This is a genomic window from Mariprofundus sp. NF, from assembly GCF_013387455.1.
GTDB lineage: Bacteria > Pseudomonadota > Zetaproteobacteria > Mariprofundales > Mariprofundaceae > Mariprofundus.
The window spans coordinates 235,001-261,883 of record NZ_VWNC01000002.1 but is presented as its reverse complement, the minus strand read 5'-3'; the positions used below and the strand labels follow the sequence as shown (position 1 = coordinate 261,883).

Sequence of the window (26,883 nt, the reverse complement as noted above, 5' to 3'; positions counted from 1 at the left end):
CGGCATGTCTGAACAAGTACGTGCATGGCACAAAAACAGCAAGATCAGCTCCCAGAAAGCGCGTTTGATGGCCGATGCTATCCGTGGTCTGGACGTTGATCGTGCGCTGGCAGTTCTGACTTTGTCTCCGGCAAAATCAGCGCGCCTGTATGAGAAAGTTCTGAAGTCCGCTATTGCTAACGCCGAGCAGAATCACGGCCTGGATGTGGATACACTGTTTGTATCTGAAGCAAAAGCTGATGCAGGCATGACGCTGAAGCGTTTCCGTCCGAAAGGAATGGGTCGTATGCGTAAACGTTTCCACCGCCACAGCCACTTGACCGTTGCTGTTAGCGAACGCGGTTAAGGGGAGAAGTCATGGGACAGAAAGTAAATCCAATTGGATTCCGTCTTGGAACGATTCGTAACTGGGAATCGATCTGGTACGCCAATGACAAGAATTTCGGCAACAACCTGCGTGAAGATATTAAGCTGCGTCGTCATGTTAAAGCTCGTCTGAAACATGCCGGTGTATCTCGTATCATCATCGAGCGCCCTGCTGATAAGATCAAAGTAACTGTTCATACCTCACGCCCTGGTGTTGTGATTGGTAAGAAAGGTGCCGAGATCGATGCTGTTCGTAACGAGCTGGTCAAAACATTCGGTCAGGAAGTTCAGGTATTCATCGTAGAGGTTCGTCGCCCTGAAGCAGAAGCACAGCTGATAGCAGAGAATATCGCTTTCCAGCTTGAGCGTCGTGTGGCTTTCCGTCGTGCCATGAAGCGTGCGGTTCAGAGCGCACTGCGTATGGGTGCTAAAGGTGTTCGTATTAACTGCGCCGGTCGTCTTGGTGGTGCTGAAATTGCTCGTACTGAATGGTACCGCGAAGGTCGCGTACCGCTGCACACCCTGCGTGCTGATGTGGACTACGGCTTTGCCGAAGCGCACACCACCTACGGTGTTGTTGGTATTAAGGTTTGGGTATTCCATGGTTTGAAGCTAGGCGACACCGCCGCTGACAACGCATAAAGATTGAGTTGAAGAGGATTAGTAACGATGTTGCAACCTAAGAAAATTCGCTGGCGCAAGCACCATAAAGAGCTGCAGCGCATTCGCGGTAAAAGCCCGCGTGGCGCAAGCCTGAACTTTGGTCAGTATGGCCTGAAAGCGATGGAACCTGGTCGTATTAGTGCCCGTCAGATTGAAGCGGCGCGTATTACCATTAACCGTCACGTTAAACGTCAGGGGCGCGTATGGATTCGCATCTTCCCCGATCTTCCGGTTTCCAAGAAACCTGCTGAAGTTCGAATGGGTAAAGGTAAGGGTTCACCTGAGTACTGGGTTGCCGCAGTTAAAGCTGGCCGTATCCTGTATGAGATGGACGGTATTGATGAAGAGATGGCTTATGGCGCACTTCAGCGTGCGGCTGCCAAACTTCCAATCCGTACTAAGATTGTCGTGCGTGGAGTAGGACGATGAGTGATATCAAGAAAGCAAAAGATCTGCGTGGCATGAAAGATGTCGATCTGAAAGAGCGCATGGATGAACTGGCGGCAGAGCACATGAAGCTCCGTTTCCAGAGGGCCACGATGCAGCTGAACAATACCGCACGTGTTGGTCAGGTACGCCGCGAAATCGCACGTATCAAGACTATTCTTGCTGAGCGCGGCTAAGGGGTAAAAGAGAGATGTCCGAGGCAACAACAAACAAGCGCACCCTGGAAGGGGTAGTAGTTAGTAATAAAGGTGAGAAGACCGTGGTGGTGCAGGTTGAGCGTAAATTCCTGCATGCCCGTTACCGTAAGACGGTTCGTTCACACAAGAAATATATGGCTCACGATGCTGAAAACACCTGCAATGTAGGTGATACCGTACGTATCATTGAATCTGCTCCAATCTCCCGCCGCAAGCGCTGGGTAATGGAAGCAGTTCTGACACGTGCTGAGCAGCTGTAATCCGGAGGTTTTACAATGATTCAGAATGAAACCGTACTGCAGGTTGCAGATAACTCAGGCGCCAAGCGCGTTAAATGCATCAAGGTTCTGGGTGGCTCTAAACGTCGCTACGCCAGCGTTGGTGATGTGATCGTGGTAGCTGTGAAAGAAGCAATGCCAGGTGGTAAAGTGAAGAAGGGTGAGGTTCAGCGTGCAGTGGTTGTGCGTACGGCCAAAGAGTTCCGTCGTTCTGACGGCTCCTCCATCCGTTTTGACGAAAATGCGGCAGTTCTGCTCTCCAAGCAGAATGAGCCAATGGGCACCCGTATTTTTGGCCCTGTAACACGTGAACTGCGTGCCAAGGGTTACATGAAGATCGTTTCACTTGCACCAGAAGTGCTGTAAGCGGAAAGAGAGGCGAAAGAATAATGACAACGTTGGTTAAAACCCGAATTCGCAGAGATGATGAAGTGGTTGTAGTTGCCGGTCGCGACAAAGGTGCGCGTGGTAAGGTCATCCGTGTAATGCCGCAGGATAGCAGTGTACTGGTAACTAAGGTGAATATGATTAAACGTCATACCCGCCAGAGTCAGGCCAGTGCTGGCGGCATCATCGAGAAAGAAGCCCCTATGGCCATCTCGAATGTGCAGTACTACTGCTCCAAATGTAAATCTGGTGTCCGTCTTGGCGCGAAGCTGCTTGAAGATGGTCGTAAAGTCCGCACCTGCCGCAAATGTGGCGAAGTGCTGGATAACTAGGAGTTTCGACAATGGCTCGTTTGAAGGAATTTTATAAAGAGACGGTTGCACCTGCACTGAAAGAAGAGTTCAGTTACAGCAACCCGATGCAGATCCCCGGTATTACCAAGATCGTTGTTAATATGGGTGTGGGTGAAGCGTCACAGAACTCTAAAGCTATTGATGGCGCGTTGGCTGATATGACCACCATCACCGGTCAGAAGCCTGTTGTGACTCGTGCTCGCAAGTCTATTGCGAACTTCAAGTTGCGCGATGGCATGGCTGTTGGCTGCCGCGTAACACTGCGTGGTGATCAGATGTGGGAGTTTTTGGACCGTCTGGTTAATGTTGCCCTGCCGCGTATTCGCGACTTTAAGGGTGTTTCACCAAAATCATTTGATGGCCGCGGTAACTTCACGCTGGGCCTGAAAGAGCAGATCATCTTCCCGGAAATTGAATATGATCAGGTGGATAAGATTCGCGGCATGGATATCACTATCTGTACCACTGCGAACACGAACGATGAGGGACGTGCCCTGCTGAAACTGTTCAGCATGCCGTTCCGCACTTAAGAGGGTTAGCTCATGGCTTCAACAAGAATGATTGTCAAATGCAATCGTAAACCAAAATTCAAAGTTCGCGCTTATACACGCTGTCAGTTGTGCGGTCGTCCGCACTCTGTTTACCGTAAACTCGGCATCTGCCGTATCTGCCTGCGTAAGCATGCCCTTGCCGGTGAAATACCTGGCATGGTTAAGTCGAGCTGGTAAGGGGTATAGAACTATGATGATGGACCGTATTGCCGACATGTTGACGCGTATTCGTAACGCGCAGACGGCTGGAATTGAAAAAGTTGAGATGCCTGCGAGTAACGCTCTGCTGGCTATCGCTGAAGTACTGAAGGAAGAAGGCTATATCGCTGCTGTGAAAGCCTACAACCACAAGGGCCACCGTTTTCTGCGCCTGACCCTGCGCTATGATGACGAAGGTAAAGCGATTATTCATGAGATTAAGCGCATTTCCAAATCTGGACGCCGTGTTTATGTCGGCTCCGATGAGATCCCGCGTGTGAAGTCCGGTTATGGTGTTGCAGTAGTGAGCACTTCTCAGGGCATTATGACCGACAAGAAAGCTCGTGCTGCATCAATTGGCGGCGAAGTTATCTGTACGGTATTTTGAGGTAAGTTATGTCACGTGTTGGTAAAGAACCTATTAATATCCCTGCCGGTGTTGAGATCCGTCTGAACGACGACTCAGTTACTGTGAAGGGCGCAAAGGGTGAGCTCACCTCTCCACTGTTCGCAGATATCACTGCGGCACAGGAAGGTAATACACTCACCATCAGCTGTGCTGATCTTGAGACCAAGAAGACCAAGTCTTTCTTCGGCCTGGCTCGCATGCTGATTGCAAACAACATCACTGGTGTGACTAAAGGTTTTGAGAAGAAACTTGAGCTGCGCGGTGTTGGTTATCGTGCGCAGTCACAGGGTAAGAGTCTGAATCTCTCCCTGGGTTTCTCACATCCGGTTATTTATGCGCTGCCTGATGGCGTAGATGCGGCTGTTGAAGCGAGTATCATTACTGTTTCCGGTATCGACAAGCAGAAAGTCGGTCAGGTTGCTGCAGAGATTCGCGCTTACCGTCCACCAGAGCCTTATAAAGGTAAAGGTGTTCGCTACGTTGGTGAACATGTAGCGATGAAAGAAGGCAAGAAGGCTTAAGGGCGTTAGGTTAGGAGATAAGAGATGTCTGTTAAACGTTATGAATCCAATGGCGCTGTGCGCCGTGCTCGCAAGGTTCGCGCTCGCGTTAAGGCCGGTGGCCGCCTTCGTTTGAGTATTTTTCGTTCTGCCCGCCATATTTATGCGCAGGTAATCGATGATGCTAGTGGTACTACGCTGGCAACTGCATCCAGCCTTGATGCTGCCGTGAAATCCGGTGGCAACAAAACTGGCGCAGAAGAGGTAGGTAAATTAATTGCCGAACGCGCTGTTAAAGCGGGTATCAGTGAAGTTGCTTTCGATCGTGGCCGCTTCTCATACCATGGTCGCGTACAGGCACTGGCAGAAGGCGCCCGTGCCGGCGGCTTGAAGTTCTAGGAGATTATAGAAGATGATCAATGTAGACGAATTGGACCTGAACGAGAAACTGATTACGATCAACCGTATTGCCAAGACAACATCCGGTGGACGTCGCATGAGCTTCTCCGCTCTGATGGTAGTTGGTGATGGCAATGGACACATCGGTTTTGGTCACGCCAAAGCCAAAGAGGTTCCTGAAGCGATCCGCAAGGCTACTGACATTGCCAAGAAATCAATTATTTTTGTACCACGCCGTGAGGGCACCATTCACTACAAAGTGATTGGCGTTCAGGATGCGAGCCGCGTTATGCTCAAGCCCGCCTCAGAAGGTACCGGCGTAATCGCTGGTTCTGCTGTACGTGCTGTTCTTGATGCTGTCGGCATCAAAGATATTCTGACTAAATCACTCGGTTCCCGTAATGCACTGAACACTGTTCGTGCTACCTTCAACGGTTTGAAAGAACTGGAAAGCCCTGAGCAGATTGCCACCCGTCGTGGCAAGTCAGCTTAATCGGATTAGGAGTTTCAAATGGCTAAGAAAGAGACTATTCGCATCCGCCAGTTTAAGAGCGGTATCGGTTACTCCAAAGCTCAGAGAGCAACTCTGGTAGGCTTGGGTTTCCGTCGTATGAATCAGGTTGTAGAGCTGGAAGATACCCCTTCTGTTCGCGGTATGGTGAACAAGGTGCGTCATCTCGTTCGTATTGAGTCCGGAGAGTAAGAGATGAAACTGAATGAACTGAAAGCAACTGACGGTGCCCGTAAGGATCGTAAGCGTAAAGGTCAGGGCATCGCGTCCGGCAATGGTAAGACTGGTGGTCGTGGCCACAAAGGTCAGAAGTCCCGTTCCGGTGGTAAAGTAGCCCGCGGTTTCGAGGGTGGTCAGATGCCACTGATCCGCCGTGTTCCTAAACGTGGTTTTACTGCTCGCATCGATAACGATTTTCAGGTGATCAACCTGGGTCAGTTGAATGCATTTGATGATGGCGCTGCTGTTGATGCGGCTGCACTCTTTGATGCGGGTCTGGTTCGCAGTGCTGTGGGTCCGATCAAACTGCTGGCAACTGGTGAACTGACCAAGAAGCTAACCGTCTCTGTCACTGCAGCGTCTGCGCAGGCAACTGCGAAAGTTACTGCAGCTGGTGGTACACTGAACCTGGCAAAGGCTGAGGCATAATTCTATGGCACAAGCTGGAGCAATGGGCGGCTTTGGAAACATCGGAAAGATTCCAGAGCTGAAAGCCCGCATCCTGTTTACCCTGGCAATGCTGATCGTATATCGTGTCGGCGCACATATTCCTGTGCCAGGTATCGATGCTGCTGTTCTGGCTCAGTTCTTTAGTCAGGCACAGGGGTCTCTGCTGGGCATGTTCGACATGTTCTCCGGTGGTGCGCTTTCACGCCTGACTATTTTTGCTCTTGGTATTATGCCATACATTTCGGCTGCGATTATCATTCAGCTGATGACTGTAGTGTCTCCCAAGCTTGAACAGTTGAAGAAAGAGGGTGAATCCGGTCGTCGCAAGATCACTGAATATACCCGTTACTTCACACTGGTTCTGGCAACCTTCCAGGGCATTGGTATCTCCATCGGTCTGGAGCAGTTCTCCGTCGGTGGTATGGGTGTGGTGATTGAACCGGGCCTGGCTTTCCGTGCTATGACTGTGATTACGCTGGTAACCGGTACGATGTTCCTGATGTGGCTGGGTGAGCAGATCACTGAGCGGGGTATCGGTAACGGTATCTCACTGATCATCTTCGCCGGTATTGCTGCAGGTCTTCCTTCAGCGATTGGTGGCACACTCGAGTTGGCACGTACCGGTGAGTACACCGCTTTTACTGTGCTTGCACTGTTTGCCATGACACTGCTAGTCACCGGCTTGGTTGTATGGTTTGAACGTGCCCAGCGCCGCATCCCGATTCAGTACGCTAAACGTCAGGTGGGTAACCGTCTCTACGGTGGTAAGTCATCCTTTCTGCCGCTGAAAGTAAATACTGCCGGTGTAATTCCTCCTATTTTTGCCTCATCCCTGATTCTGCTGCCGGCAACATTTGCACAGTTCACCAAGGGTACCCCTGGCTTTGAATGGCTGACAGATATCTCTGCTATTCTATCTCCGGGTGCGTGGCTCTATATGCTGCTGTTTACCGGTCTGATTGTTTTCTTCTGCTTCTTCTACACAGCGATTGTCTTTAACCCTAAAGATACCGCAGATAACCTGAAGAAGAACGGTGGTTTTATTCCGGGTATTCGCCCAGGACAGAAGACTGCTGAGTATGTTGATGCAGTACTAACGCGTATTACTGTTGTTGGTGCAGCCTATGTGAGCATGGTATGTCTACTGCCGCAGTGGCTGATCTCCGAGCTCTCTGTGCCGTTCTATTTCGGCGGCACATCGCTGCTGATCGTTGTGGTGGTTACCATGGACACCATGGGTCAGATACAGTCCCATCTGATGAGTCATCAGTATGAAGGTCTGATGAAAAAAGCCCGTCTGAAAACCGGTAAGTAATGAACCTGATTCTTTTTGGCCCCCCGGGTGTTGGTAAAGGCACGCAGGGTGAAAGGCTCGCGACTGAAGAGGGTATTCAGCACATGGCCATGGGCGATCTGCTGCGTGCGGCTGTACGCGAAGGTACTGATGCTGGTTTGAAGGCCAAGACGTTTATGGACGGCGGTAAGCTGGTTCCTGATGACGTGGTTGTGGCTATGATCGAAGAGAAAATTGCTGCTGACAAAGATGCAGGTTTCCTGCTCGATGGTTTTCCGCGCAATGTGTCACAGGCACAGGCGCTGGATGCAATGTTGGCTAAACATGGTGTTAGCATTGACCATGTTGTGTTTATGGATGCACCAAAAGAGAGTCTTTTGGTCAGGCTCTCCGGCCGATTGATTTGCAGGGCTTGCGGTTTTGGATTTCATAGGCAGTATTCACCGCCCCAAAAATCGGGGTATTGCGATCGCTGTAATGGCGAGCTTTACCAGCGGGATGATGATCGCGAAGATGTGATTGCGCACCGTTTGGAAGTGTATCAAGAACAGACTGAACCGCTGCTGGGTTACTACCAGGGTAGAGATGGATTCAGCAGGATTGATGCTTCCGGGGAAATGGATCTGGTGTATGCCGGACTGAAACAGGCGGTAGTGAATTAAACATGGCGAAAGAAGATATTATTGAGATGTCAGGGGAAGTGGTTGAAAAGCTTCCGAACGCAATGTTTAAGGTTAAGCTGGAAAACGGGCATGAACTACTGTGCACCATTTCAGGTAAAATGAGGAAGTACTACATTCGTATTCTTCCTGGCGATAAGGTTACTGTGGAGATCTCTCCGTACGACCTGTCTCGTGGTCGTATTAGCTACCGCGAAAAATAGTTTGTTTGGATGAAATACTACCTCCATGTGGTATTTCATGATGCAAGGCCAAAAGTGTAATTTTGTCCTTGTTTACAAAACCAGTCGCGCAAGTGACCGGTTTTGGCAGGCCATCCGTGGCCTGTGCCGGTTTCCGGTAAGAAGTAATTTGAGGAGGTGCCAGGCGTGAAAGTCCGAGCATCAGTCAAGAAAATGTGTAACAAGTGTCGTGTGATTCGCCGTAAAGGCGTAGTCCGCATTATTTGCGAGAACGCACGACATAAACAGCGTCAGGGTTAAGTAAGTTGCGCAACTGCAGCCTTATGGCTATGGTTCGCGCCCTTTTTCTTAAGGCCTAAGGAGGCAAGAAGTGGCTCGTATTTCGGGTGTAAATATACCGACTCAGAAGCGTGTAGTAATCGCGCTTACCTACATTTTTGGCATTGGATCGACTAGTTCGAAGAATATCCTAGCCAAAGCAGGTGTAGATGCAGACACGCGTGTGAAAGATTTGAGTGACAGTGATGTTGCAAAAATCCGCACTGTGATCGATGAGTCATATGATGTTGAGGGTGATCTTCGTCGTGAAGTGACCATGAACATCAAGCGTCTGACAGATCTTGGTTGCTACCGTGGTCTTCGTCACCGCAAAGGGCTGCCTGTTCGTGGACAGCGCAGTAAAACCAATGCCCGTACCCGCAAAGGACCGCGTCGTACAGTAGCCGGCAAGAAGAAGTAAGGGGATAGACGATGGCTGCACCTAAGAAAGGAAAAGCTGCTCCTGCTAAGAAACGCGTTCGCAAGAATATTGCTAACGCTGTTGCTCACATCAAAGCAAGCTTTAACAATACAATTATCACCTTTACCGATGATGCTGGTAACGCAATCTGCTGGGCAACCAGTGGTGGTTCAGGCTTCAAAGGCTCACGTAAAAGCACTCCGTTCGCGGCTCAGGTTGCTGCAGAAGATGCTGCACGTAAGGCTATGGATCATGGTGTGAAGAACTGTTCAGTTCTGGTTCGTGGACCAGGCAACGGTCGTGAATCTGCACTGCGTGCGATTTCAGCCGCAGGTATTAACGTCACATCAATTCGTGATGTTACCCCAATTCCACATAATGGATGTCGCCCGCCCAAGCGGCGCCGCGTTTAGGAGTATTATTAAATGGCACGTTATCTGGAAGCCAAATGTCGCCTATGCAGGCGTGAAGGCGAAAAGCTGTATATTAAGGGAAGCAAATGCTACTCGGACAAATGTCCGATCGAGCGTCGCCCGTATGCACCTGGTATGCACGGTCAAAACCGTCGTAGCAAGGTATCTGACTATGGTCTGCAGCTTCGTGAGAAACAGAAAGTTAAGCGTATCTATGGTCTGCAGGAGAAACAGTTCCGCAGCTATTTCAAGTCAGCTGATTCCATGCCTGGCATTACCGGCCTGAATCTGCTGCAGTTGATTGAAGCACGTCTGGACAATGTTATCTACCGTATGGGTATGGCAACATCACGTACTGAAGCGCGTCAGATTGTACGTCATGGTCTGGTTAAGCTTAATGGTAAGGAAGCAAACATTCCTTCTATGCGTGTACCTGTTGGTGCCCGTCTGGAGCTTGCTGACTCTGCCAAGGAGCACCTGCGTGTGACTGCTGCAGTAGAAGCTGCAGGAAACCGTGGTACTGCTGAGTGGATGGATGTTGATCTTCCAACTCGTCAGGGTACCTTCCGTGAGCTTCCAGCTCGTGATCAGCTTGATGCGGGTATCCGCGAACAGCTGATTGTTGAACTTTACTCCAAGTAATCACGAGGGCCGACAGATGCAGTTGATCAATCCGCGCAATATTACCATTGAAGAAAAAGTGGTCGGCCGTTCTGCCAAGATCGTGTTCGAACCTCTGGAACGTGGTTATGGTACCACTATCGGCAACAGCCTGCGTCGCATGCTGCTCTCTTCACTACCAGGTGCAGCAGTAACATCCGTTGCTTTTGATGGTGTTACCCATGAGTACGATACGATTAAGGGTGTTCGTGAAGATGTTATGGATATTATCCTAACTCTGAAAGAGCTCGATATTCGTATGGAAGGTGATGAGACAGCAAACATCTCTCTGGATGTAAAGGGATCATCAGTCGTTACTGCTGCAGATATCAAATGCCCTGCCGGTTTCATGGTTCTTAATCCTGAGCTGGTTCTGGCACACCTGAATGATGATGGTCACCTCAAATTTGAAGCTGCTGTTGCCAAGGGTCGTGGTTATGATCCGGCATCAGAGCGTGAAATTGATGAGCGTGCAGTAGGTTCTCTGCTGGTTGACGCTTCTTACTCTCCAACCCGTCGTGTTGCTACACGTGTTGAGCCTGCTCGTGTAGGCCAGCGCACTGACTACGACAAACTGATCATGGAGATCGAAACTGACGGTTCATTGAGTCCTGAAGAGGCGATCAATGCGGCAGCAGCTATCCTTGAGCAGCAGCTTGCAGTATTTGTTGATTTCGCGGCGATTGATCTGGGTGCACCAGTTGAAGTTGTAGATGATGGTCTTGATGATCTTCTTGCACAGCCAATTGAACACCTTGACCTCTCTGTTCGTTCTATGAACTGCCTGAAGTCTGATGATGTCTTCCGCGTTGGTGATCTGGTTCAGCGTAGTGAGCAGGAGATGCTGCGTACGCCGAACTTTGGCCGTAAGTCTCTCAACGAGATTAAAGAAGTACTTGAAAATATGGGCCTTGAACTGGGAATGAAGCTGGAAAACTGGCCACCCCAGGATGCCACCGATTCGCTCGACAGCTGAATCGCATTTAACGATTGAATAGAGGATACGAGAGATGAGACATCGTAAACATCATGGTTCTTTGGGCCTGCCTACCGGACACCGTCGCGCGTTGATGGCTAATCTGGCTACAGCACTGCTGACACATGGCCGCATTGAGACTACAGAAGCTAAAGCACGTGCACTGCGTCCTTACGCTGAAAAGCTGATTTCACTGGGCAAACGTGGCGATCTGCATGCCCGTCGTCAGGCGCTCTCTAAGCTGCGTTACCGTCCGATCGTTGATCGTCTGTTCGGTGATGTTGCTGCAGCGTGTTCTGATCGTGCCGGTGGTTACACTCGCATCGTCAAAACCGGTTTCCGTGCCGGTGATGCTTCACCTATGGCAATCATCGAACTGGTTGACACCATCGCTACTGCTGATGAGGCAACTGAAGTTTAAGCTTCCAGCTTAACTACTAAATCTAAAAGGCTCCGCGTTGCGGGGCCTTTTTTTTATGCCCTAACACACGCATCACACAACTCTGACATGGCTAACCTGCATCGAATTGGCACTCTGCTTGCTGCCAATCAGCTATGGCTAGCGAACAGATATATTTCGATATAAGAAGCAAAATCATATTCCTCGCAGCAGGGGTTTTGATTCCACTGATTCTGTTCGGCTGGGCTTATCAGTCAGGTAAGCAGTTTCTGTCGCAGGAGATTCCGCTAGTCGATTCCATTATGCAGCTGCGAGTTGATATTACTGCAACCCATTCAATCATTCATGAGTATGTAGAAGGTCATCAAACTATAGAGGTAGCAGATGTCACTGCACTGATAGAAAAGATTCAGGCTGATGCGCAGGCTATTCATCAAGGGTATGTTCAGATGGGGGATGTCTCCGGAATTATATCGAGGCCACACTTTCTACAGGTCGAAAATGATGAGATGAAACATGCCGTGGAAGAATTGACGGCATATCTGCTTGAGTACAGGGAAAAATTGGCACAACTTGTTGAGGATGATGTTATCCATGATGACTATTTTAAATCTGCTGAATGGGCTGCAGCAGAGTTAGATCACGAAATTCATCAGCAGTTTAGTAAAAGCCTCGAGAATCAACCCACCCTGTTCGCCGCACTGTTCACTGTATGGGTTATAATGCTTCTGTTAATGCTTAATCTGCTCAGGAAAAGCAGGATCGCTCATGCCATCGAGTTTGAAAAGAACATGAAACTGGCGCAGGCACTGGAGCACTCGGGCTCATCGATCATTATTACCGACACTAACGCCATCATTGAATATGTTAATGCTGCATTCTGTTCGATGACTGGTTACGAGCGAAGCGAGGTAATAGGCAAGAAAACCTCAATTCTGAACTCTGGCAGCCAGAGCCCTAAATTTTATGAGAAGCTCTGGCAGGTGATTGGCAGGGGTAAGGTGTGGCATAAAGAGCTGATTAATCGAAAAAGGGATGGATCACACTTCCCGGTAGTTATGTCGATAGCACCAATTTTTAACAAGCAGAATCAGATCACTAATTTTATCGCCAGCCAGGAGGATATGAGTGACTTTGAGGCGCTGGAGGAGAAGCTCTATAAGTCTCAGAAGCTTGAAACTGCAGGTATCCTGGCCGGAGGCATCGCGCATGACTTTAATAATGCACTGACGGCAATCAAGGCAAATGCGTTGATGTTAGAGCGGAAACCGGAGGATCGTGCGGCTGTACTTAAGCGGAGTTCAGTGATCAACCAGGTTTGTGATATGGCCGCTAAACATATACATCAATTGCTCAAGTTTGTCAGGAATGAGACGCTGGAGATGAGTCCTGTCAGTCTCAACGCATGTATGAAAACGGCTTGTGAAATGGCATCAATGGGTTCTCAGGATGGGGTCTCTATTTCTACAGAGCTGCCGGAGCATGATTTGACTGTCTGCTGGAATGAAGTTCAGGCGCAACAGATTATGATTAATTTGATCAATAATTCAGTCCATGCTGTACAGAATGTTGAGTCGCCATGGGTGAAGGTTGCGGTGTCCTGTTTTACAGCTACTCCTGAATTCACCAAGCGGCATGAGGAGATGCATGAGCGTCACTACGCATGCATATCAGTCAAAGATAATGGTTATGGCATTCCAGAAGATAAACTGCAAAATATTTTTGAGGTCTTCTTTACTACAAAAGCAGTGGGTGAAGGAACGGGCTTAGGACTATCTATGGCACATGGTGCCATCACCAAGGTGGGTGGTATTATTGAGGTTGCCAGTCAGCCGGGCAGGGGCACAGAGTTCAGAATTTTTCTGCCGCTGCACAATCAGGTTGAATCAATAGCGGCCAGTTAATCCTCTTGGTCGCCTGTAGAGGACTCCTTGAGATAGGGAACAAGAAAGAGGCTCTGGGCGATAATGAATAGAAATGTCAGCCCCATCAGACCAAACAGTTTGAAGTTAACCCAGGTGTCGGTATCGAATGAGAAGGCGACGTAGATATTGATGGCGCCGAGGAAAACAAAGAAGAGCGCCCAGGCCAGATTAAGTTTAACCCAGATGACTGAGGGCAGGGTGATATTTGACCCCATCATGCGTTCGATAATGGTTTTCTTGCCGACAAACTGTGAGCCGATAAAGACGATGGCAAATAGCCAGTTGATGGCTGTCGGCTTCCATTTGATGAAGGTCTCATCCTGCAGGGCAAGGGTCAGCCCGCCAAACAGTGCCACCAGAGCCAGCGTGATCACATGCGTTTTTTCAAATGAGCCTTTAATCAGGCGGTGGCCTACAGTCTGAATCGCAGAGGCAGCAATCAGTACTGCGGTGGCGGTGTAGATGTCATACATTTTGTAGACGATAAAAAAGAGTAGTACGGGCAGGAAGTCAAAAAACATTTTCATGGCTTGAATCCGACCACAGCTGGAGGCTGTTGCCAAGTAGTAGCAGGTACTTTTTTCAATAACAGTGTTGGATGGTAGCCGTGGTTGGCAGTTGATGCCGGATCGACAATAATGCAGCGCATGTTTTGCTATAAGCGCGCCCTTAAATTCACCACTCTGTTTTTGTTTATCCTGTTTCTCTCTGCCTGTACAACTACAGTAAAGGATCGACAGGTTGCAGATGATCTATGGGCGGCATGGGAGAAGAGTGAGATTCTCTCTCAGGTTGATTACCCTGATGCTGTACCGGTTGTACTGGTGCATGGATGGAATGGTGGCGAATTCACATGGCCTGTTCCTGAGCGGTTGATTGAGCTGGAGCAGAAGCTGCAGCGCGACATCTTTCTGTTTACCTATCGCACAGGTATTTTTGCCAACCGCTACCCGCCATTGGAGGTGCTTGAAGAGCAGCTTGACCGTTATCTGGCCCCTTATCAGGAAGTGGATCTGGTTGCGCATAGCATGGGTGGCCTGTTGGTCAGGCAGTATTTGAGTCATCATGCCGAGCATCGGGTACGACGGGTAGCATTTTTGGCAACCCCCCATTTCGGCACCAATGTAGCACAGGTTCTGGTTCAGCTCGGTAAAGTTATTCCTGAGGGTAATATTCAGGCAACTGAAATTCAGCCGGGCAGTGATTTTCTCTGGCAGTTGAACGCGCTTCATGGTGCAGAACTGGAAGGGATTGAGGTGCTTAATGCTTATGCGGCGGATCAGAAGCTGTTGGATAGCGATCTGATTGTTTCGCCCTCTTCTGCCCACCTTCCATGGGCTCACAATATTGTTATCAGAGGCAATCATCACGCGCTGGCCAAACGTCTTGATGAGCAGATAGCTGTGATTCAGTTTCTCAGCGATGGAAGCCTGCCTGCCGCACAGCCAGCTCCTGCCAGCCGAGATGTCTGGTTGCGTTTTATTGTTGATGGCAAGGTGGTCAGGCTTTCTGAGGCGAATTTAAAATCATACGATGCAAGGGGTCTTCCCAATAAAGATTTTGCGTTCTGTTGTGAGTTAAGATCTGGCATCAGTAGCCAGGCAGGCGATAAAACATTGATTCTGGATACGCTGGAGCGAGGCAATAGTTACAGATTTTTACCATATCAGGGTAGGAAGCCGTTACAGATCACATCAGATGAGCTGATGCAGTCACCACAACCGGTAACCATGATTGAATTTAATCTTGATCAGCCCCGAGTGGATGAAGCGGCGGATGAAACAGAGCTGCAGACTCCAGATGCACTTGAGCCTGCAGAGGGGCATTCAGAGGTTCAGCCTGTAGGAATGCCCTGACGCGCCAGCTCATCAGCGCGTTCGTTTTCAGCGTGCCCGGCATGACCTTTCACCCACTGCCATGTGACATCATGAATAGCAGCCAGTTTGTCCAGCTCCTGCCAGCGTTCAAGATTGGACACCGGTTTTTTACCGGCGGTTTTCCAGCCCTTTTTCTTCCAGTTATGGATCCACTCACTCATGCCCTGTACAACATACTTGGAGTCGGAGATGATGGTGACCTTGCACGGTTTGGTCAGTGCTTTGAGCGCTTCAACTGCAGCTTGCAACTCCATCTGCTGATTGGTGGTATGGGCCTCACCACCGCATAACTCTTTCTCATGGTTTCCCATACGCATCAGTACCCCCCAGCCGCCGGGTCCGGGATTGCCTGAACAGGCACCATCAGTAAATGCTTCAACTACAGGTTTTCCGCTCACTGCGTTTTCTCCTGTTCGATATGAACTGTTTGTGTCGGGAATGCGAATTCAAGTTGCAGCGACTCAAGCAGATGCATGATCTCAAGGTTAACCTCCTGACGCACTTGCAGATACTCTGCCCACACCTTGCTGGAGGAGAAGTAGTAGAGGAATATGGAGAGGGATGAGTCAGCGAACTCATCAAATTTGACCAGTTTGTAACTCTGATCAACACCCGGATGGTTGCTGATAATCGCTTCGATGCCTTGGAGTGCTGCATCCATCTGGGCAGGTGTGGTGTCATAGGTCAGGCCGATGCGCATCTTGATACGCCGCTCGTTTCTGGCATCGATATTATCGATCACCATATTGGCCAGAGATGAGTTGGGGACATTGACCAGCGTTCGCTCAAAGGTACGGATTTTCGTAGAACGGAAGCCGATCTCCTCCACCACCCCCTCGAACTCCGAGGTTTTTACCCAGTCACCTACGGTAAATGGCCGATCCACGAGAATCATGATCGAGCCGAAGACGTTGGCGATGGTATCCTTGGCAGCCATGGCGATGGCGATACCGCCAATGCCGAGCGAGGCGAGCAGGCCGGATATCGAATAGCCCATGTTCTGCGCCAGCACCAGCAAGCCGGTTAGCACCAGAAATATTTTAAGGGTTTTGCCGATAAAGGGGACCAGCTGATCATCCATAGCCGACTCGGTCTCCTGGGCACGGGCTGTGAAGTAGGCTGAAAGGCCCTCAAGCAGACGCCAGAGAAACCAGATGGTGACCAGAATAGAGATGATGCGTCCGGCACTATCGGCGATCGATACCAGTGGAAACACCTCGGCTGGAGGATTCAGGATATGCACAGCAAGTAGAATACCGAGCACGTAGACGAGCAGACCGACAGGGCGCTCGGCAGCAGTCAGCAGCACATCATCGAGCTTGGTTTTTGTGCGCGCTGCCAGCGTCTGGCTGAGGCGCTGAAAGGCTGCGAGCACAAAGGTTCGAGCGATAACAGTAGCGAGAATAATAGTGGCAGTGAGAACCCAGCGGGTCAGTGGTATATCCAGAAACATGGTATCGCTTAACTGGGTCCATATCGCTTGCATAACTCTCTCCTTGAATCGAACGTGGCGCCAATCATAACCGAAAAAACAGCATCTCACACCGTGGAGGCCGTGATTGGCAATACGCTGAATAGGGTCTCTTTTTCATCAATGTTTCATCTTGCTGTTCATAGCTTTTCGGCATCAAATATATTTCCGGAGAGAAGATGAAAAAACTTTTTATGCTTATTCTGATGCTACTGCCTGCCACGGCGTGGGCCGAGGGCTGGACACTGGATGTTAATCACTCTGATGTTAACTTTGTTTCAGTGAAAAAAGGGAGTGTTGCCGAGGTGCATCACTTCAAAGGGCTGAGCGGCACCATAAAAGAGCGCAGCGCTGAGATCAGCATTGATCTGAGTACGGTTGAGTCAGGCATTTCGATTCGCAATGAACGCATGAGATCAATGCTCTTTGAGGTAGGCCAATTTGCATCGGCCACTGTTAGCGTCGATCTTTCCACTGTTAACTATGAGGCGCTTAAGGCTGGCGATACAGTGGCTGTACAACTGCCCATGCTGCTTAACCTGCATGGCATGAAGAAGCCTGTTGTTGCAGATGTTCAGATCATCGTGCTTTCAGACAAGCTGCTGGTGACAAGCAGGCAGCCGGTGATTGTAAAGGCTGCTGATTTTGGACTGGATGCCGGTATCGAAGCGTTGCGCCAGATCGCCAAGCTGCCGAGCATTGCACAGGCCGTGCCCGTCTCATTTCATCTCCAATTCATCCGCGCTCGCTAGTATCTCCGGCTTATATCCGACTGCGGATAGAGACCCTGCTATCTATGTATATAAGATTGACGTGGATTGAGCGGTTTTATATCCTGTAGTGGTTCATCAGGCAGGAGGTTCCATATGGGTGTTCATCTATTGCAGACGATGATTGACGATCATGCGGAGATGTTCGGTTTGATTGGCCGGCCGGTTCGCTACCTTGATGAGTCTTATGAGGTGACCGACCTTCTGCACGATGAGGGGTTGTTGATTCTCTCTGCTGATGTCGCATGTGATGTGCAGAATGACAGCTTTGGCCGCCCTCGCCGTCTGGTTCCCCGTCGTCAAAACCTTAAGTTCCGTGATGCTGAAGGCAGGCCTACCTCGATTTGGGATGACCTCTCATTTCTCGACGGCCCACTACGGGATTAAACAGTACTTTTTCTGCCCTAAAAGAATTATTACTTTATGTTAGATATCCTGTACCAGGATGAGTGGCTGGTTGCGATCAATAAACCTGCAGGGCTGCTTGTACACCGTTCCATGATCGACAAATTTGAGACCCGATTTGCCATGCAGATGCTGCGAGATCAGATCGGTCGGCATGTCTATCCGGTGCATAGATTAGATAAGCCCACCTCCGGTGTTCTGCTGTTTGCGCTGAATTCCGAAACAGCCCGGAAGATGACGGATATATTCACGGCCAGAGAGACGAAAAAAGAGTATCTGGCTATTGTGCGCGGTTTCACTGATGAGAAGGGGCTGATTGACTATCCGCTGAAAGAGGAGCTGGACAGGAGAAGTGACAGCAAAGCAAAGCAGGATAAAGCTGCGCAGGAAGCGGTTAGTGCATATGAGAGACTGGCCACGGTTGAGCTGCCTCATCCTGTCGGACGCTATCAAACCGCCCGTTACTCACTTGTACGTCTTACCCCTTCGACAGGTCGCAAACATCAACTGCGCCGTCATATGAAACATATTTTCCATCCCATTGTCGGTGACACCACGCATGGTGATGGTAAACAGAACGATTTTTTCCGTAAAAAGTTCGATTGCCACAGGCTTTTTCTCTCTGCAGCGGGGCTTGCTTTCAGGCATCCCGAAACCGGCCAGTTACTGCAGATCGATGCCCCTCTGGAATCATCATTCAAAGATGTTGTTGATGCTCTCGGCTGGTCTTCTCTGGCTAACTGAAAATGTGAAACGATGTATCTGGGAAAAGTTGAATCACAACTTGAACTTATTTGTACGCTTTGGCGTGCTTTGTGCTAGAAATGAGATATGAAATCATTCTCCCAATGGCGACCACACCCCTGGCACGGGCTGGACTCTGGAGCCGAACCGCCCAGGCGGGTACATGCCTATATCGAAATCAGCCCTTTTGACACGGTGAAGTTCGAAGTCGACAAAAAATCCGGATATCTGCGTGTGGATCGCTCGGTGCGTTCAAGCTCTCAGCATCCGGCGCTGTACGGTTTTATTCCACGCACACTTTGCGCTGATCGCGTAGGCCAGCTCATGCCGCACGCGCAGTGCGGCGATAATGATCCGCTGGATATCTGTGTGATCTCCGAACGGCCCATTTCACGTATTGAGATTATCGTCAATGCGCGTGTGATCGGTGGGCTTCCGATGTGTGATCATGGCGAAGCGGATGATAAAATTATTGCCGTGATTGATGATGATCCCTTCTGGTCGAAGGTGGATGATATTTCAGAGATGCCACCGGCAATTATTGATCGCCTGATGCACTATTTCCTGACTTATAAGTTTGAGCCGAATAAACCGCACCATGTCGAAATCGGCGAACCTTATGGCTTTGAACATGCAGCCAAAGTGATTGAGGCTGCGTTGGCTGATTATGAAGATGAGTATGTAAGCGTTCCTGAAAGACGACATATCGCCGATTAAAAGCTGCAGATTCGGGCTATTGTTGAGTAGATTAATGACCAAGCAGTGACTGTTTAAGTCCCTTGTCTGCCGGTTTTTTACCGAGCCAGACGGCCAGCAGAGCCTGCTGGAAATCAGCGCCTGCGATTTGACCCGTGTCAGTACCATTGATCTGGACTTTGGACAGACCATCGGAGAGTAGATCGAAGATAATCCTGTTGTCCTTATGAGCAGTAGCAAACAGTGCATTGAATTGATCCAGCCGTTCGCGCAGCAGGCCCATCTGCTCTTTTGACTGGTTCTTTTCAAAGCCTTCATTCCAGCCGTTAATCAGCTTCTCTCTGCTTACTTCATCGTAAAGAAAGTGCATGACAATACGTTTTGTCCCATTGCTGTTAATAATCTCTTTTGCATCGGATGATTTCTGTTCGAGATAGAGTGCCCCGATATAGATATCAAAGAAGAGTTTGGTACGAATGCCTGCGCCGTTCAGATTAAGGTTTCTGTTTTCGAGTTGAACAGATTCGGGAATCGTGACGCCTTCAATTTCCATAGTCAGCCCATGCGTGGGCAGCATCAACATCACTACAAATAAAATGGAATATAACTGTTTCATGGCATCCCCCTGCAAGCGTAATATTCTACTATTAAAGCAGGTATGAGCTGAATCGCTAGAGCCAGTTAAAAGGGGCAGAGGAGAGGGTGAGTTCACTCTTGCGATCATTACGCCAGATCAGCCATGCGCGCGATGCTGTCGGATCGCTATTCAGGTCAATGTGAAGCTGGAAGGCTGGCCGCACCCCCGGAGCACCACCACCAAAGGCGAGATCACCAAAATCAATATAGCCATCACCCTGCCCAAGCAGCACAGGAAAACGGGCGAACCAGAGATAGAATGCTGTTCCGGGCAGTTGCTCGACACCTTTAACGCTCTGCATGGCAGGCAATTGCTGCCAGTTGATCTGCTCCGGCCCATTCATTTGATTTGAGATCAAGCCTGTAGCAAATGCCTCATCAAAGAGTGGCTGTGTACCGGAAAAGCCGGGCTGAAGATTAACGGCAGCCCTGAGGTAATAGTCGGGGAGGCTGATAATGATCTGCCAGTGAAAAGGTGAGAAGGCCATCGGCAAGGCGTGATAGGCAAGCGCGTCGGGATGCGCCTTGCGGGCCAGATCAATCGCCTGCTGCTGGTTGCTATAGGTTAAACCGAGATAGCTGCACATCAGCAGCAGGCTGAGAATCCCCATTTTGCGTTTGTGCTGACGCCATATCAGGCCAAACAGCAGAGGAATAAGCAGGCAGGCAGTGAAAAACGGGTCAATAATGAACAGCAGATCGAGACTGGCGCGCCAGTCCGAGAAGGGGGCAATAATCATGGTTCCGAAGGTGGTAATCAGATCGAGAAAGATATGCAGTAGTAGTGCCGCACCAATAAGCCACGGCATGGTGGTGTTTGCTCTTATTTTTCTGGAACTGAGGCTGTAGATCAACCAGCCCCAGAGGGGGATCAGTAGTATCGAGTGGGTGAGGCCCCGGTGGTGCTGGAGATAGAGATTCTCAGAGAACAGGCGCAACAGGATGTCTGCATCCGGAGCCATGGTGAGCAGCACCAGAAACAGCAACTGCAGGGGTGGCAGGTGATGTTTGGGTATGGCTCGGGCAAGGGCTGCGCCTGAGATGGCGTGGGTTATCGGGTCCATGCCGGAATAGATGTAATCAGAGTCTGCCAGTTGTTGCCGGGGGTAATCTGTCCGCCGCAAACGGCATGACGGGCACCGGTAACTTCACACAGCGTATTGGTCTCACCCATCAGCGTTTGTCGTGCCAGCACTGCAAAGCTGAGTGCTTCGACAGCCTGCGGAGGGATATCTTCCGCATCCGTTGTTGTCACTGAAGCTGGTGCCAGCTGTCTTGTCAGCAGATCCATCAGGTGTTCATTGCGCACGCCACCACCACAGATAAGCCATTTAGCCGGTTCTATCGGCATAAAATTGATGCTGTTTGCAATCGAGTCAGCGGTGTACTGGCAGGCTGTAGCCATGCGGTCCGCATCAGAGATGTCCGGCCAGCCGAGAATCAGATTAACGATATCTTCACCGAACTCTTCACGGCCCGTGGATTTGGGTGGTTTGCGTTGCATAAAGGGGTGTAACATAAGCTTCTCAAGCAGTGCGGGGCAAACCGTGCCGCTGGCAGCCAGCACGCCATTCTGATCATAGGCATTGCGGCCATCACTGAAGGCGAGCATCAGCCCATCCATTATCATATTGCCCGGCCCGGTATCAAAACCGATGGTGCTGCCGTCTAAACCCAGCCATGTGACGTTGGCAATGCCACCGATATTGACCACAGCAATATTTTTTTGTTTATGGGTAAACAGGTGACGATGCGAGAATGGCACCAGTGGCGCACCCTCACCGCCGGCCGCAATATCACGGCTGCGGAAATCAGACACCGTGGTGATGCCGGTCTGCTCAGCCAGCGTGGCGGCGCAGCCGATCTGTACCGTGTAGGGGTAATCGGCTTTGGGGTGATGGCGAATGGTTTGGCCATGGCAGCCGATAGCGGTGATATCATCCCGCTTCAGACCAACCCCGTGCATGGCTGCCAGTACCGTATCGGCATAGGCGTGCCCAAGCGCACGATCAAGTTCTCCCAGGCTCTCAATCTCATTCAGGCCGGGTGCGGCCAGTCGCAAAATAGGTTCGCGCAGCCTCTGCGGCATCGGATACTCAGAGAAGTGGATCAGCTCCATACGGCTTCCCGGTTGAGTGGAGATGCGCGTGATTGCCACATCGATGCCATCGGCGGAGGTGCCGGACATGATGCCGATGAACAGCTGATGATCAGATTGCATGCGGATAATGTGCGCTTAAAAAGCCTGTGGGGCTGACTGCTCTGGCGCTGCCGGCATTTCGGCAGGAGTTTCTGTTGCGGGAACCTCTATAGCCGGTGTTTCAGTTGGAGCTTCTGTTGCGGGCGCTTCTACTGCAGGAGCCTCCACGGCTGGTGCCTCGATTGCTGCTGCAGGCATCTCTTCTGTTACTGTTTCTGCGGCAGGTGCTTCTGTGATCTCTTCTACGGATGCCTCGGGTGCCACTTCTGCAGCAGGCTCTTCAACTTGAGGCTCAACTACTACTGGCTCCTCAGCGGGTGCTTCGACCTCTGTGGTTGGCGGCGTAGTTTCTGAGTCACTTGCAGGCGCCTCTGCCGGCGATGTCAGGTCATGCAGGATTTTCTCAATCTCGGCAATGGTGGCTTTGGTCTCTTCTCTGGCCATACCGCTGATCTCCTGAATATTAAGCAGTGCTTTCTTCAGCTGATTCTGAACCAGATTTTCCCGGTTGCTTTCGACATCTTTGCTCAGCGCAACAACCTGATCGCCAAGAATTTGAACACTGCTCTCCAATCCCGCCAGTCTCGCCTCTCCATTGGTTGGAGCTGTAGAAGTGCCCGCTGCAATAGCGGCGTAGGCGGCAAGGAGCAGCGCGATGATTGAGATGTAGAGTGAGGTGTGAGGTTTGCAGGCGCTATGTGCGCTGCAGGACTCTTTTTTCTCCTCTACCGTTTCTGTGATAATCTCTTCATTACTGTTCTCAGCCATGTCGCTCTCCTTAATATATAAGACGTTCAACTCTGCCATGTTTGATGATGGTTAGAATAGCACGCAGCCTAGCTGTTGCCAGCCTCTTCTCTGTGATCAGGCTCGCATCTGACTCTGCGGTGGCGGTGCTGCTGTGAATTTGCCATGATTCGTGACTCGAAAGACAGAGGGATTTATGAATATTCAAGAACAGATGGAATTGTTGAGTCGTGGTACGCTGGAGATTTTGCCAGCCGGCAGCCTTGAGGCGAAATTGAAGCTGGCTCAGAAAGAGGGCAGGCCGCTGCGTGTAAAGGCGGGTTTTGATCCGACTGCACCCGATCTTCATCTTGGCCATACCGTACTGATTGAGAAGCTGCGCCAGTTCCAGCACTGCGGCCATCAGGTGGTATTTCTGATCGGTGATTTTACCGGCACCATCGGTGATCCGACAGGTAAGAATGAGACGCGTCCACCACTGACGCATGATGAGGTATTGGTGAATGCTGAGACCTATAAAGAGCAGGTATTCAAAATCCTTGATCCCAAACAGACCGAGGTTCGATTTAACTCCGAGTGGCTGGGTAATCTTACTGCCGCTGATCTGATCCGCATTGCCGGTAAGGCAACCGTGGCCCGTATGCTGGAGCGTGATGATTTTGAGAAGCGGTACAAAGGCGGTCAATCGATTGCCATTCACGAATTCCTCTATCCGCTGGTGCAGGGTTATGACTCGGTGGCACTCGATGCCGATGTGGAGTTGGGCGGTAACGATCAGAAGTTCAATCTACTGATGGGTCGTCAGCTACAGGATGCCTATGGCAAAGCGCAGCAGGTGATTCTGACCATGCCGCTGCTCGAAGGTCTGGACGGTGTGAATAAGATGTCCAAGTCCCTGAACAACTATGTCGGTGTGGCAGAACCGGCCAAAGAGCAGTTTGGTAAACTGATGAGCGTCTCTGATGAGCTGATGTATAAATACTATGAGCTGCTCACCGATCTGGATCTGGATGAAGTTAAAGCCAAGCATCCTATGGAAGCCAAGAAGAGCCTTGCCGCTCTGATTGTTGACCGTTTCCACGGTGAAGGAGCAGGGCAGGCAGCACGTGAAGGTTTTGAATCCCAGTTTGCCAAGAAAGAGATTCCGGATGATGTGCCTGAAGCAACTCTTGCCGCTGAAGATGGGGCGCTATGGGTTGTCAAAGCGCTGACCCAAGCTGGTTTGACCGCATCCAATGGTGAAGCCATGCGTATGGTGAAGCAGAACGCACTGTCTATAGATGGCGAAAAAATCACTGACAAGGATTTTCAGCTTAAGCCGGGTGGTCCCTACCTGATTAAACTCGGTAAACGTAAATTCACTAACCTGACGGTAGTGTGAATGGTGGTGTATCAGTTAAGCTGCAGGCAGCAGGATATATTCATTAAATAACGTTCAACACCAGGAGGCAGTGCAATGGCAAAGAGGGCTCTTTTATTACTATTGCTTACTGTCGGTCTGCTCACCGGCTGTGCGACCAATCCGGTGACAGGAAAGAATGAACTGAGTCTGGTTTCAGAAGCTCAGGAGCTTGCCATTGGGGCGCAGCAATATAGCCCCGCCCGCCAGTCTCAGGGTGGTGATTATGTGGTGGATCGGCAGCTCACGGCCTATGTCAATGAGGTGGGGCAGCGCCTTGCTGCAGTCAGTGACAGAAAACTGCCCTATGAATTCAGCGTGCTTAATAACTCTGTACCCAATGCCTGGGCACTTCCCGGTGGTAAAATTTCCATCAACCGTGGTCTGCTGACCGAACTGAAGAGTGAGTCCGAGCTGGCAGCTGTGCTTGGCCATGAGATCGTGCATGCCGCTGCCCGCCACGGTGCACAGCAGATGAGTAAAGGCATGCTGTTGCAGACCGCTGTACTGGGCACTGTTGTTGCCACGCAGGGATCCGATTATGCCAACCTGGCGCAAATGGGGGCCAATATTGGTGCCCAGCTGATCAGTCAGAAGTATGGGCGTGATGCTGAACGTGAGTCCGATTATTATGGTATGCAGTATATGGTGCGTTCCGGATATGATCCTCAGGGGGCAGTCGATCTGCAGCGTACCTTTGTCAAACTCTCTGAAGGCAAAAAGCAGGACTGGTTAAGCGGGCTGTTTGCCAGCCACCCGCCATCACAGGAGCGGGTAAACGCTAATATTGAGCTGCTGGCCACGCTGCCCAAGGGTGGGGAGCGCGGTGTTGAACGCTATCGCAGTAGAACCAAACAGCTGATACGCAGCAAGCCAGCGTATGAGAACTATGACAGAGGGCGCGAGGCACTGGCAAAGGGTGATCTGGCGACGGCCAGTCGTCTGGCTGACCGGGCGATCAGTGCGGAGCCGAGAGAGGCGCTCTTCTATGGCTTGAAAGGTGATCTTGAAAAGAAGCACGGGCGTTTGCACGCTGCTGTTAAGCAGTATGACAAGGCTAGTAGCTTGAACCCCAACTTCTTCTACTTCTATCTACAGCGCGGTTTGGCAAATGAGTCACTGAACCGTAGTGCTCAGGCGCAGGCGGATCTGCAGCGTAGTGTGAAACTGCTACCCACAGCCAATGCTTATAACGCGTTGGGTAATCTGGCGCGCAAAGCTGGGCGGATGGATGAAGCCAAGCAGTATTATGCCAAAGTGGCAGGTGGGCAGGGGGAACTTGGTAAACAGGCCTATGGCGCACTGGTTGAAATTGATCTGAAGGATAATCCCGGCAAATACATTCAGATTCAGACCGGGCAGGACAGGCAGGGTCGAATTGTGGCCCAGATCAGCAATCCAACACCGCGTAATGTCGGTGCTCTGGTGCTGATCGTTCAATTTCAGAATGCGGCAGGGCAGGTGCAGCGAATTCAACGCGCATTGCGTGGTTCTGTTGCTGCCGGATCTCAGCAGATGTTCGATCTTGGGCTGACGGGGCAACTGACTCAGGAGCAGATCAATACACTGCAGGCCAGGATAGTTCAGGCACAACTGCTTCGTTAGTAAAGACGCGCTGCTGATTCGGCTTCAATCTGAGGCAATAAATGGTGGTTTTTCAACCTTTCTATCCAGGGTTAAGATAACTTCATCATAAAGGTGTTGACGCGCCGATTCGCGACGCTAATGTTCGCCGCCCCCGCAAGACAGGCAACTGGTTTGAGGGGGCAGATCTGAGTCAAACATCCGCAAGGATTTGGGTGGCACAGATAGAGGTTGACACCTCAAGCGGCAGACCTATAGTTCGCCGCCCGCAGCCAGATAGCGCACCTTAGGGCGCAAGCTTGAAGGCAGCGGAAAGATAGTTTTGTTCTTTACAATTAGTGATTTTTATTTGAACTGTGGACGTGTCGGATCTTTCCAAGCATTGATTGGATCGACTCTGATACTAAACAGTTCAGCAATGAACGTTAACGTTTAATATTTGAGTTTGATCTAGTGATCAATGCTGGGATTAAGTAATACAATAGTATCAACTTTCTTTGGAGAGTTTGATCCTGGCTCAGAACGAACGCTGGCGGCGTGCCTAACACATGCAAGTCGAACGGACTTTATTTCTTCGGATTTAAAGTTAGTGGCGCACGGGTGAGTAACGCGTGGATATCTGCCTATTAGTGGGGGACAACTTGGAGAAATCCAAGCTAATACCGCATACGCACTACGGTGGAAAGCAGGGGACCTTCGGGCCTTGTGCTGATAGATGAGTCCGCGTCTGATTAGCTAGTTGGTAAGGTAATGGCTTACCAAGGCGATGATCAGTAACTGGTTTGAGAGGATGATCAGTCACACTGGAACTGAGACACGGTCCAGACTTCTACGGAAGGCAGCAGTGGGGAATATTGCACAATGGGCGAAAGCCTGATGCAGCGACGCCGCGTGCGGGAAGAAGGCCTTCGGGTTGTAAACCGCTTTCAATTGGGAAGAAGAGATGAGCGCTAATATCGCTCTGATTTGACGGTACCTTTAGAAGAAGCACCGGCTAATTTCGTGCCAGCAGCCGCGGTAATACGAAAGGTGCAAGCGTTGTTCGGATTTACTGGGCGTAAAGAGATCGTAGGTGGTTTGTTAAGTCGGATGTGAAATCCCAAGGCTCAACCTTGGAACTGCATTCGATACTGGCAGGCTAGAGTTTGGGAGGGGTA

At 50.4% G+C, this 26,883-nt stretch carries 39 protein-coding genes and 1 rRNA gene (1 of these 40 running past the window's edge); 33 read left to right on the top strand and 7 right to left on the bottom strand.

The features are described 5' to 3' along the window. Window positions 1-4 precede the first annotated feature (4 nt). The 25 genes from rplV to F3F96_RS04070 all read left to right on the top strand — a co-directional run bounded on the left by rplV (window position 5) and on the right by F3F96_RS04070 (window position 13,176). Window positions 5-346 (top strand): 50S ribosomal protein L22, encoded by a 342-nt coding sequence (gene rplV / locus F3F96_RS04190; RefSeq protein ID WP_176961988.1) that lies wholly within the window; start codon window positions 5-7, stop codon window positions 344-346. 11 nt (window positions 347-357) lie between these two features. Beyond that, window positions 358-1,008: a 30S ribosomal protein S3 gene (gene rpsC / locus F3F96_RS04185; protein WP_176961987.1), complete on the top strand. Its 651-nt coding sequence runs from the start codon at window positions 358-360 to the stop codon at window positions 1,006-1,008. 27 nt (window positions 1,009-1,035) lie between these two features. Then, complete coding sequence (gene rplP, locus F3F96_RS04180) at window positions 1,036-1,458, top strand: 50S ribosomal protein L16 (RefSeq protein WP_176961986.1); 423 nt, start codon at window positions 1,036-1,038, stop codon at window positions 1,456-1,458. Further along, complete coding sequence (rpmC, locus tag F3F96_RS04175; protein WP_176961985.1) at window positions 1,455-1,652, top strand: 50S ribosomal protein L29; 198 nt, start codon at window positions 1,455-1,457, stop codon at window positions 1,650-1,652. The genes rplP and rpmC overlap by 4 nt, the downstream gene beginning before the upstream one ends. A 14-nt stretch (window positions 1,653-1,666) precedes the next feature. Then, window positions 1,667-1,933, top strand: coding sequence for a 30S ribosomal protein S17 (gene rpsQ / locus F3F96_RS04170; protein ID WP_176961984.1), 267 nt, complete (start codon window positions 1,667-1,669; stop codon window positions 1,931-1,933). 15 nt (window positions 1,934-1,948) lie between these two features. After that, window positions 1,949-2,317 (top strand): 50S ribosomal protein L14, encoded by a 369-nt coding sequence (gene rplN / locus F3F96_RS04165; RefSeq protein WP_176961983.1) that lies wholly within the window; start codon window positions 1,949-1,951, stop codon window positions 2,315-2,317. A 23-nt stretch (window positions 2,318-2,340) separates the two neighbouring features. Continuing rightward, window positions 2,341-2,670, top strand: a complete 330-nt coding sequence (rplX, locus tag F3F96_RS04160) for a 50S ribosomal protein L24 (RefSeq protein WP_176961982.1) — start codon at window positions 2,341-2,343, stop codon at window positions 2,668-2,670. 11 nt (window positions 2,671-2,681) lie between these two features. Beyond that, window positions 2,682-3,221, top strand: a complete 540-nt coding sequence (gene rplE / locus F3F96_RS04155) for a 50S ribosomal protein L5 (protein ID WP_176961981.1) — start codon at window positions 2,682-2,684, stop codon at window positions 3,219-3,221. Between the two features lie 12 nt (window positions 3,222-3,233). Next, window positions 3,234-3,419 (top strand): type Z 30S ribosomal protein S14, encoded by a 186-nt coding sequence (locus tag F3F96_RS04150; protein ID WP_100276764.1) that lies wholly within the window; start codon window positions 3,234-3,236, stop codon window positions 3,417-3,419. A gap of 13 nt (window positions 3,420-3,432) precedes the next feature. Then, window positions 3,433-3,828 carry a 30S ribosomal protein S8 gene (rpsH, locus tag F3F96_RS04145; RefSeq protein ID WP_176961980.1) on the top strand — a complete coding sequence of 132 codons (396 nt, stop codon included), beginning with the start codon at window positions 3,433-3,435 and terminating at the stop codon, window positions 3,826-3,828. 8 nt (window positions 3,829-3,836) lie between these two features. Further along, window positions 3,837-4,370 (top strand): 50S ribosomal protein L6, encoded by a 534-nt coding sequence (gene rplF / locus F3F96_RS04140; protein ID WP_176961979.1) that lies wholly within the window; start codon window positions 3,837-3,839, stop codon window positions 4,368-4,370. Between the two features lie 24 nt (window positions 4,371-4,394). Then, on the top strand, window positions 4,395-4,748 hold the full coding sequence (rplR, locus tag F3F96_RS04135) for a 50S ribosomal protein L18 (protein ID WP_176961978.1): 354 nt from the start codon (window positions 4,395-4,397) through the stop codon (window positions 4,746-4,748). Between the two features lie 13 nt (window positions 4,749-4,761). Then, entirely contained in the window at window positions 4,762-5,241 is a 480-nt protein-coding gene (gene rpsE / locus F3F96_RS04130) for a 30S ribosomal protein S5 (protein WP_176961977.1), read from the top strand. Between the two features lie 18 nt (window positions 5,242-5,259). Further along, the gene (gene rpmD / locus F3F96_RS04125) at window positions 5,260-5,451 is read left to right on the top strand and encodes a 50S ribosomal protein L30 (protein WP_176961976.1); all 192 of its coding nucleotides are present in this window, start codon (window positions 5,260-5,262) and stop codon (window positions 5,449-5,451) included. Window positions 5,452-5,454: 3 nt separating this feature from the next. After that, the gene (gene rplO, locus F3F96_RS04120; protein WP_176961975.1) at window positions 5,455-5,907 is read left to right on the top strand and encodes a 50S ribosomal protein L15; all 453 of its coding nucleotides are present in this window, start codon (window positions 5,455-5,457) and stop codon (window positions 5,905-5,907) included. A gap of 4 nt (window positions 5,908-5,911) precedes the next feature. After that, window positions 5,912-7,243, top strand: coding sequence for a preprotein translocase subunit SecY (gene secY / locus F3F96_RS04115; protein ID WP_176961974.1), 1,332 nt, complete (start codon window positions 5,912-5,914; stop codon window positions 7,241-7,243). Then, entirely contained in the window at window positions 7,243-7,884 is a 642-nt protein-coding gene (locus F3F96_RS04110; RefSeq protein WP_176961973.1) for an adenylate kinase, read from the top strand. Before secY ends, F3F96_RS04110 begins: the two co-directional genes overlap by 1 nt. A 2-nt stretch (window positions 7,885-7,886) precedes the next feature. Continuing rightward, window positions 7,887-8,105, top strand: coding sequence for a translation initiation factor IF-1 (gene infA, locus F3F96_RS04105; protein WP_018288171.1), 219 nt, complete (start codon window positions 7,887-7,889; stop codon window positions 8,103-8,105). 165 nt (window positions 8,106-8,270) lie between these two features. Continuing rightward, window positions 8,271-8,384 carry a 50S ribosomal protein L36 gene (gene rpmJ / locus F3F96_RS04100; RefSeq protein ID WP_100266064.1) on the top strand — a complete coding sequence of 38 codons (114 nt, stop codon included), beginning with the start codon at window positions 8,271-8,273 and terminating at the stop codon, window positions 8,382-8,384. Between the two features lie 70 nt (window positions 8,385-8,454). Continuing rightward, window positions 8,455-8,823, top strand: a complete 369-nt coding sequence (gene rpsM, locus F3F96_RS04095; protein ID WP_176961972.1) for a 30S ribosomal protein S13 — start codon at window positions 8,455-8,457, stop codon at window positions 8,821-8,823. A gap of 11 nt (window positions 8,824-8,834) precedes the next feature. Next, window positions 8,835-9,236 carry a 30S ribosomal protein S11 gene (gene rpsK, locus F3F96_RS04090; RefSeq protein WP_176961971.1) on the top strand — a complete coding sequence of 134 codons (402 nt, stop codon included), beginning with the start codon at window positions 8,835-8,837 and terminating at the stop codon, window positions 9,234-9,236. Between the two features lie 12 nt (window positions 9,237-9,248). Beyond that, window positions 9,249-9,878, top strand: coding sequence for a 30S ribosomal protein S4 (gene rpsD / locus F3F96_RS04085; RefSeq protein WP_176961970.1), 630 nt, complete (start codon window positions 9,249-9,251; stop codon window positions 9,876-9,878). A 16-nt stretch (window positions 9,879-9,894) separates the two neighbouring features. Further along, the gene (locus F3F96_RS04080) at window positions 9,895-10,872 is read left to right on the top strand and encodes a DNA-directed RNA polymerase subunit alpha (protein WP_176961969.1); all 978 of its coding nucleotides are present in this window, start codon (window positions 9,895-9,897) and stop codon (window positions 10,870-10,872) included. A gap of 34 nt (window positions 10,873-10,906) precedes the next feature. Beyond that, the gene (gene rplQ / locus F3F96_RS04075; RefSeq protein WP_176961968.1) at window positions 10,907-11,293 is read left to right on the top strand and encodes a 50S ribosomal protein L17; all 387 of its coding nucleotides are present in this window, start codon (window positions 10,907-10,909) and stop codon (window positions 11,291-11,293) included. A 197-nt stretch (window positions 11,294-11,490) separates the two neighbouring features. After that, window positions 11,491-13,176, top strand: a complete 1,686-nt coding sequence (locus tag F3F96_RS04070; protein WP_176961967.1) for a nitrogen regulation protein NR(II) — start codon at window positions 11,491-11,493, stop codon at window positions 13,174-13,176. Here F3F96_RS04070 and F3F96_RS04065 read toward each other — a convergent pair. Further along, window positions 13,173-13,724 (bottom strand): septation protein A, encoded by a 552-nt coding sequence (locus F3F96_RS04065; RefSeq protein ID WP_176961966.1) that lies wholly within the window; start codon window positions 13,722-13,724, stop codon window positions 13,173-13,175. The two genes, F3F96_RS04070 and F3F96_RS04065, sit on opposite strands and share 4 nt — an antisense overlap. A gap of 120 nt (window positions 13,725-13,844) precedes the next feature. On the opposite strand from F3F96_RS04065, the gene F3F96_RS04060 reads away from it, so the two are divergent. Beyond that, window positions 13,845-15,053, top strand: coding sequence for an alpha/beta fold hydrolase (locus F3F96_RS04060; protein ID WP_176961965.1), 1,209 nt, complete (start codon window positions 13,845-13,847; stop codon window positions 15,051-15,053). On the opposite strand, the gene rnhA is transcribed toward F3F96_RS04060, so the two are convergent. Continuing rightward, entirely contained in the window at window positions 15,032-15,472 is a 441-nt protein-coding gene (rnhA, locus tag F3F96_RS04055) for a ribonuclease HI (protein ID WP_176961964.1), read from the bottom strand. The genes F3F96_RS04060 and rnhA overlap by 22 nt on opposite strands. Beyond that, a complete protein-coding gene (locus tag F3F96_RS04050; protein ID WP_176961963.1) occupies window positions 15,469-16,560 on the bottom strand; it encodes a mechanosensitive ion channel family protein in 1,092 nt (363 codons plus the stop codon). Before F3F96_RS04050 ends, rnhA begins: the two co-directional genes overlap by 4 nt. Window positions 16,561-16,724: 164 nt before the next feature. Between F3F96_RS04050 and F3F96_RS04045 the strand changes: the two genes are divergently transcribed. From F3F96_RS04045 to F3F96_RS04030, 4 genes are all read left to right on the top strand, one after another. Beyond that, entirely contained in the window at window positions 16,725-17,297 is a 573-nt protein-coding gene (locus F3F96_RS04045; RefSeq protein ID WP_176961962.1) for a YceI family protein, read from the top strand. A gap of 114 nt (window positions 17,298-17,411) precedes the next feature. Beyond that, complete coding sequence (locus F3F96_RS04040) at window positions 17,412-17,702, top strand: hypothetical protein (protein ID WP_176961961.1); 291 nt, start codon at window positions 17,412-17,414, stop codon at window positions 17,700-17,702. A gap of 36 nt (window positions 17,703-17,738) precedes the next feature. After that, window positions 17,739-18,464 carry a tRNA pseudouridine(65) synthase TruC gene (truC, locus tag F3F96_RS04035; protein ID WP_176961960.1) on the top strand — a complete coding sequence of 242 codons (726 nt, stop codon included), beginning with the start codon at window positions 17,739-17,741 and terminating at the stop codon, window positions 18,462-18,464. 87 nt (window positions 18,465-18,551) lie between these two features. Next, window positions 18,552-19,181, top strand: coding sequence for an inorganic pyrophosphatase (locus tag F3F96_RS04030; RefSeq protein WP_176961959.1), 630 nt, complete (start codon window positions 18,552-18,554; stop codon window positions 19,179-19,181). Between the two features lie 31 nt (window positions 19,182-19,212). On the opposite strand, the gene F3F96_RS04025 is transcribed toward F3F96_RS04030, so the two are convergent. Genes F3F96_RS04025 through F3F96_RS04010 form a run of 4 tightly spaced genes read right to left on the bottom strand, consistent with a single transcriptional unit; the run spans window position 19,213 to window position 22,764 of the window. Further along, window positions 19,213-19,776 (bottom strand): chalcone isomerase family protein, encoded by a 564-nt coding sequence (locus F3F96_RS04025; RefSeq protein ID WP_176961958.1) that lies wholly within the window; start codon window positions 19,774-19,776, stop codon window positions 19,213-19,215. Window positions 19,777-19,831: 55 nt separating this feature from the next. Beyond that, the gene (locus tag F3F96_RS04020) at window positions 19,832-20,860 is read right to left on the bottom strand and encodes a metal-dependent hydrolase (protein WP_176961957.1); all 1,029 of its coding nucleotides are present in this window, start codon (window positions 20,858-20,860) and stop codon (window positions 19,832-19,834) included. Beyond that, complete coding sequence (locus tag F3F96_RS04015; protein WP_176961956.1) at window positions 20,848-22,017, bottom strand: anhydro-N-acetylmuramic acid kinase; 1,170 nt, start codon at window positions 22,015-22,017, stop codon at window positions 20,848-20,850. The genes F3F96_RS04020 and F3F96_RS04015 overlap by 13 nt, the downstream gene beginning before the upstream one ends. A 15-nt stretch (window positions 22,018-22,032) precedes the next feature. Continuing rightward, window positions 22,033-22,764 (bottom strand): hypothetical protein, encoded by a 732-nt coding sequence (locus tag F3F96_RS04010; RefSeq protein WP_176961955.1) that lies wholly within the window; start codon window positions 22,762-22,764, stop codon window positions 22,033-22,035. A gap of 175 nt (window positions 22,765-22,939) precedes the next feature. Here F3F96_RS04010 and tyrS point away from each other — a divergent pair, with 175 nt between their 5' ends. From tyrS to F3F96_RS03995, 3 genes are all read left to right on the top strand, one after another. Next, window positions 22,940-24,124: a tyrosine--tRNA ligase gene (tyrS, locus tag F3F96_RS04005; protein ID WP_176961954.1), complete on the top strand. Its 1,185-nt coding sequence runs from the start codon at window positions 22,940-22,942 to the stop codon at window positions 24,122-24,124. 75 nt (window positions 24,125-24,199) lie between these two features. Further along, the gene (locus tag F3F96_RS04000; protein WP_176961953.1) at window positions 24,200-25,747 is read left to right on the top strand and encodes a M48 family metalloprotease; all 1,548 of its coding nucleotides are present in this window, start codon (window positions 24,200-24,202) and stop codon (window positions 25,745-25,747) included. A gap of 473 nt (window positions 25,748-26,220) precedes the next feature. Beyond that, window positions 26,221-26,883, top strand: a 16S ribosomal RNA gene (locus tag F3F96_RS03995) (it continues 874 nt past the right edge of the window).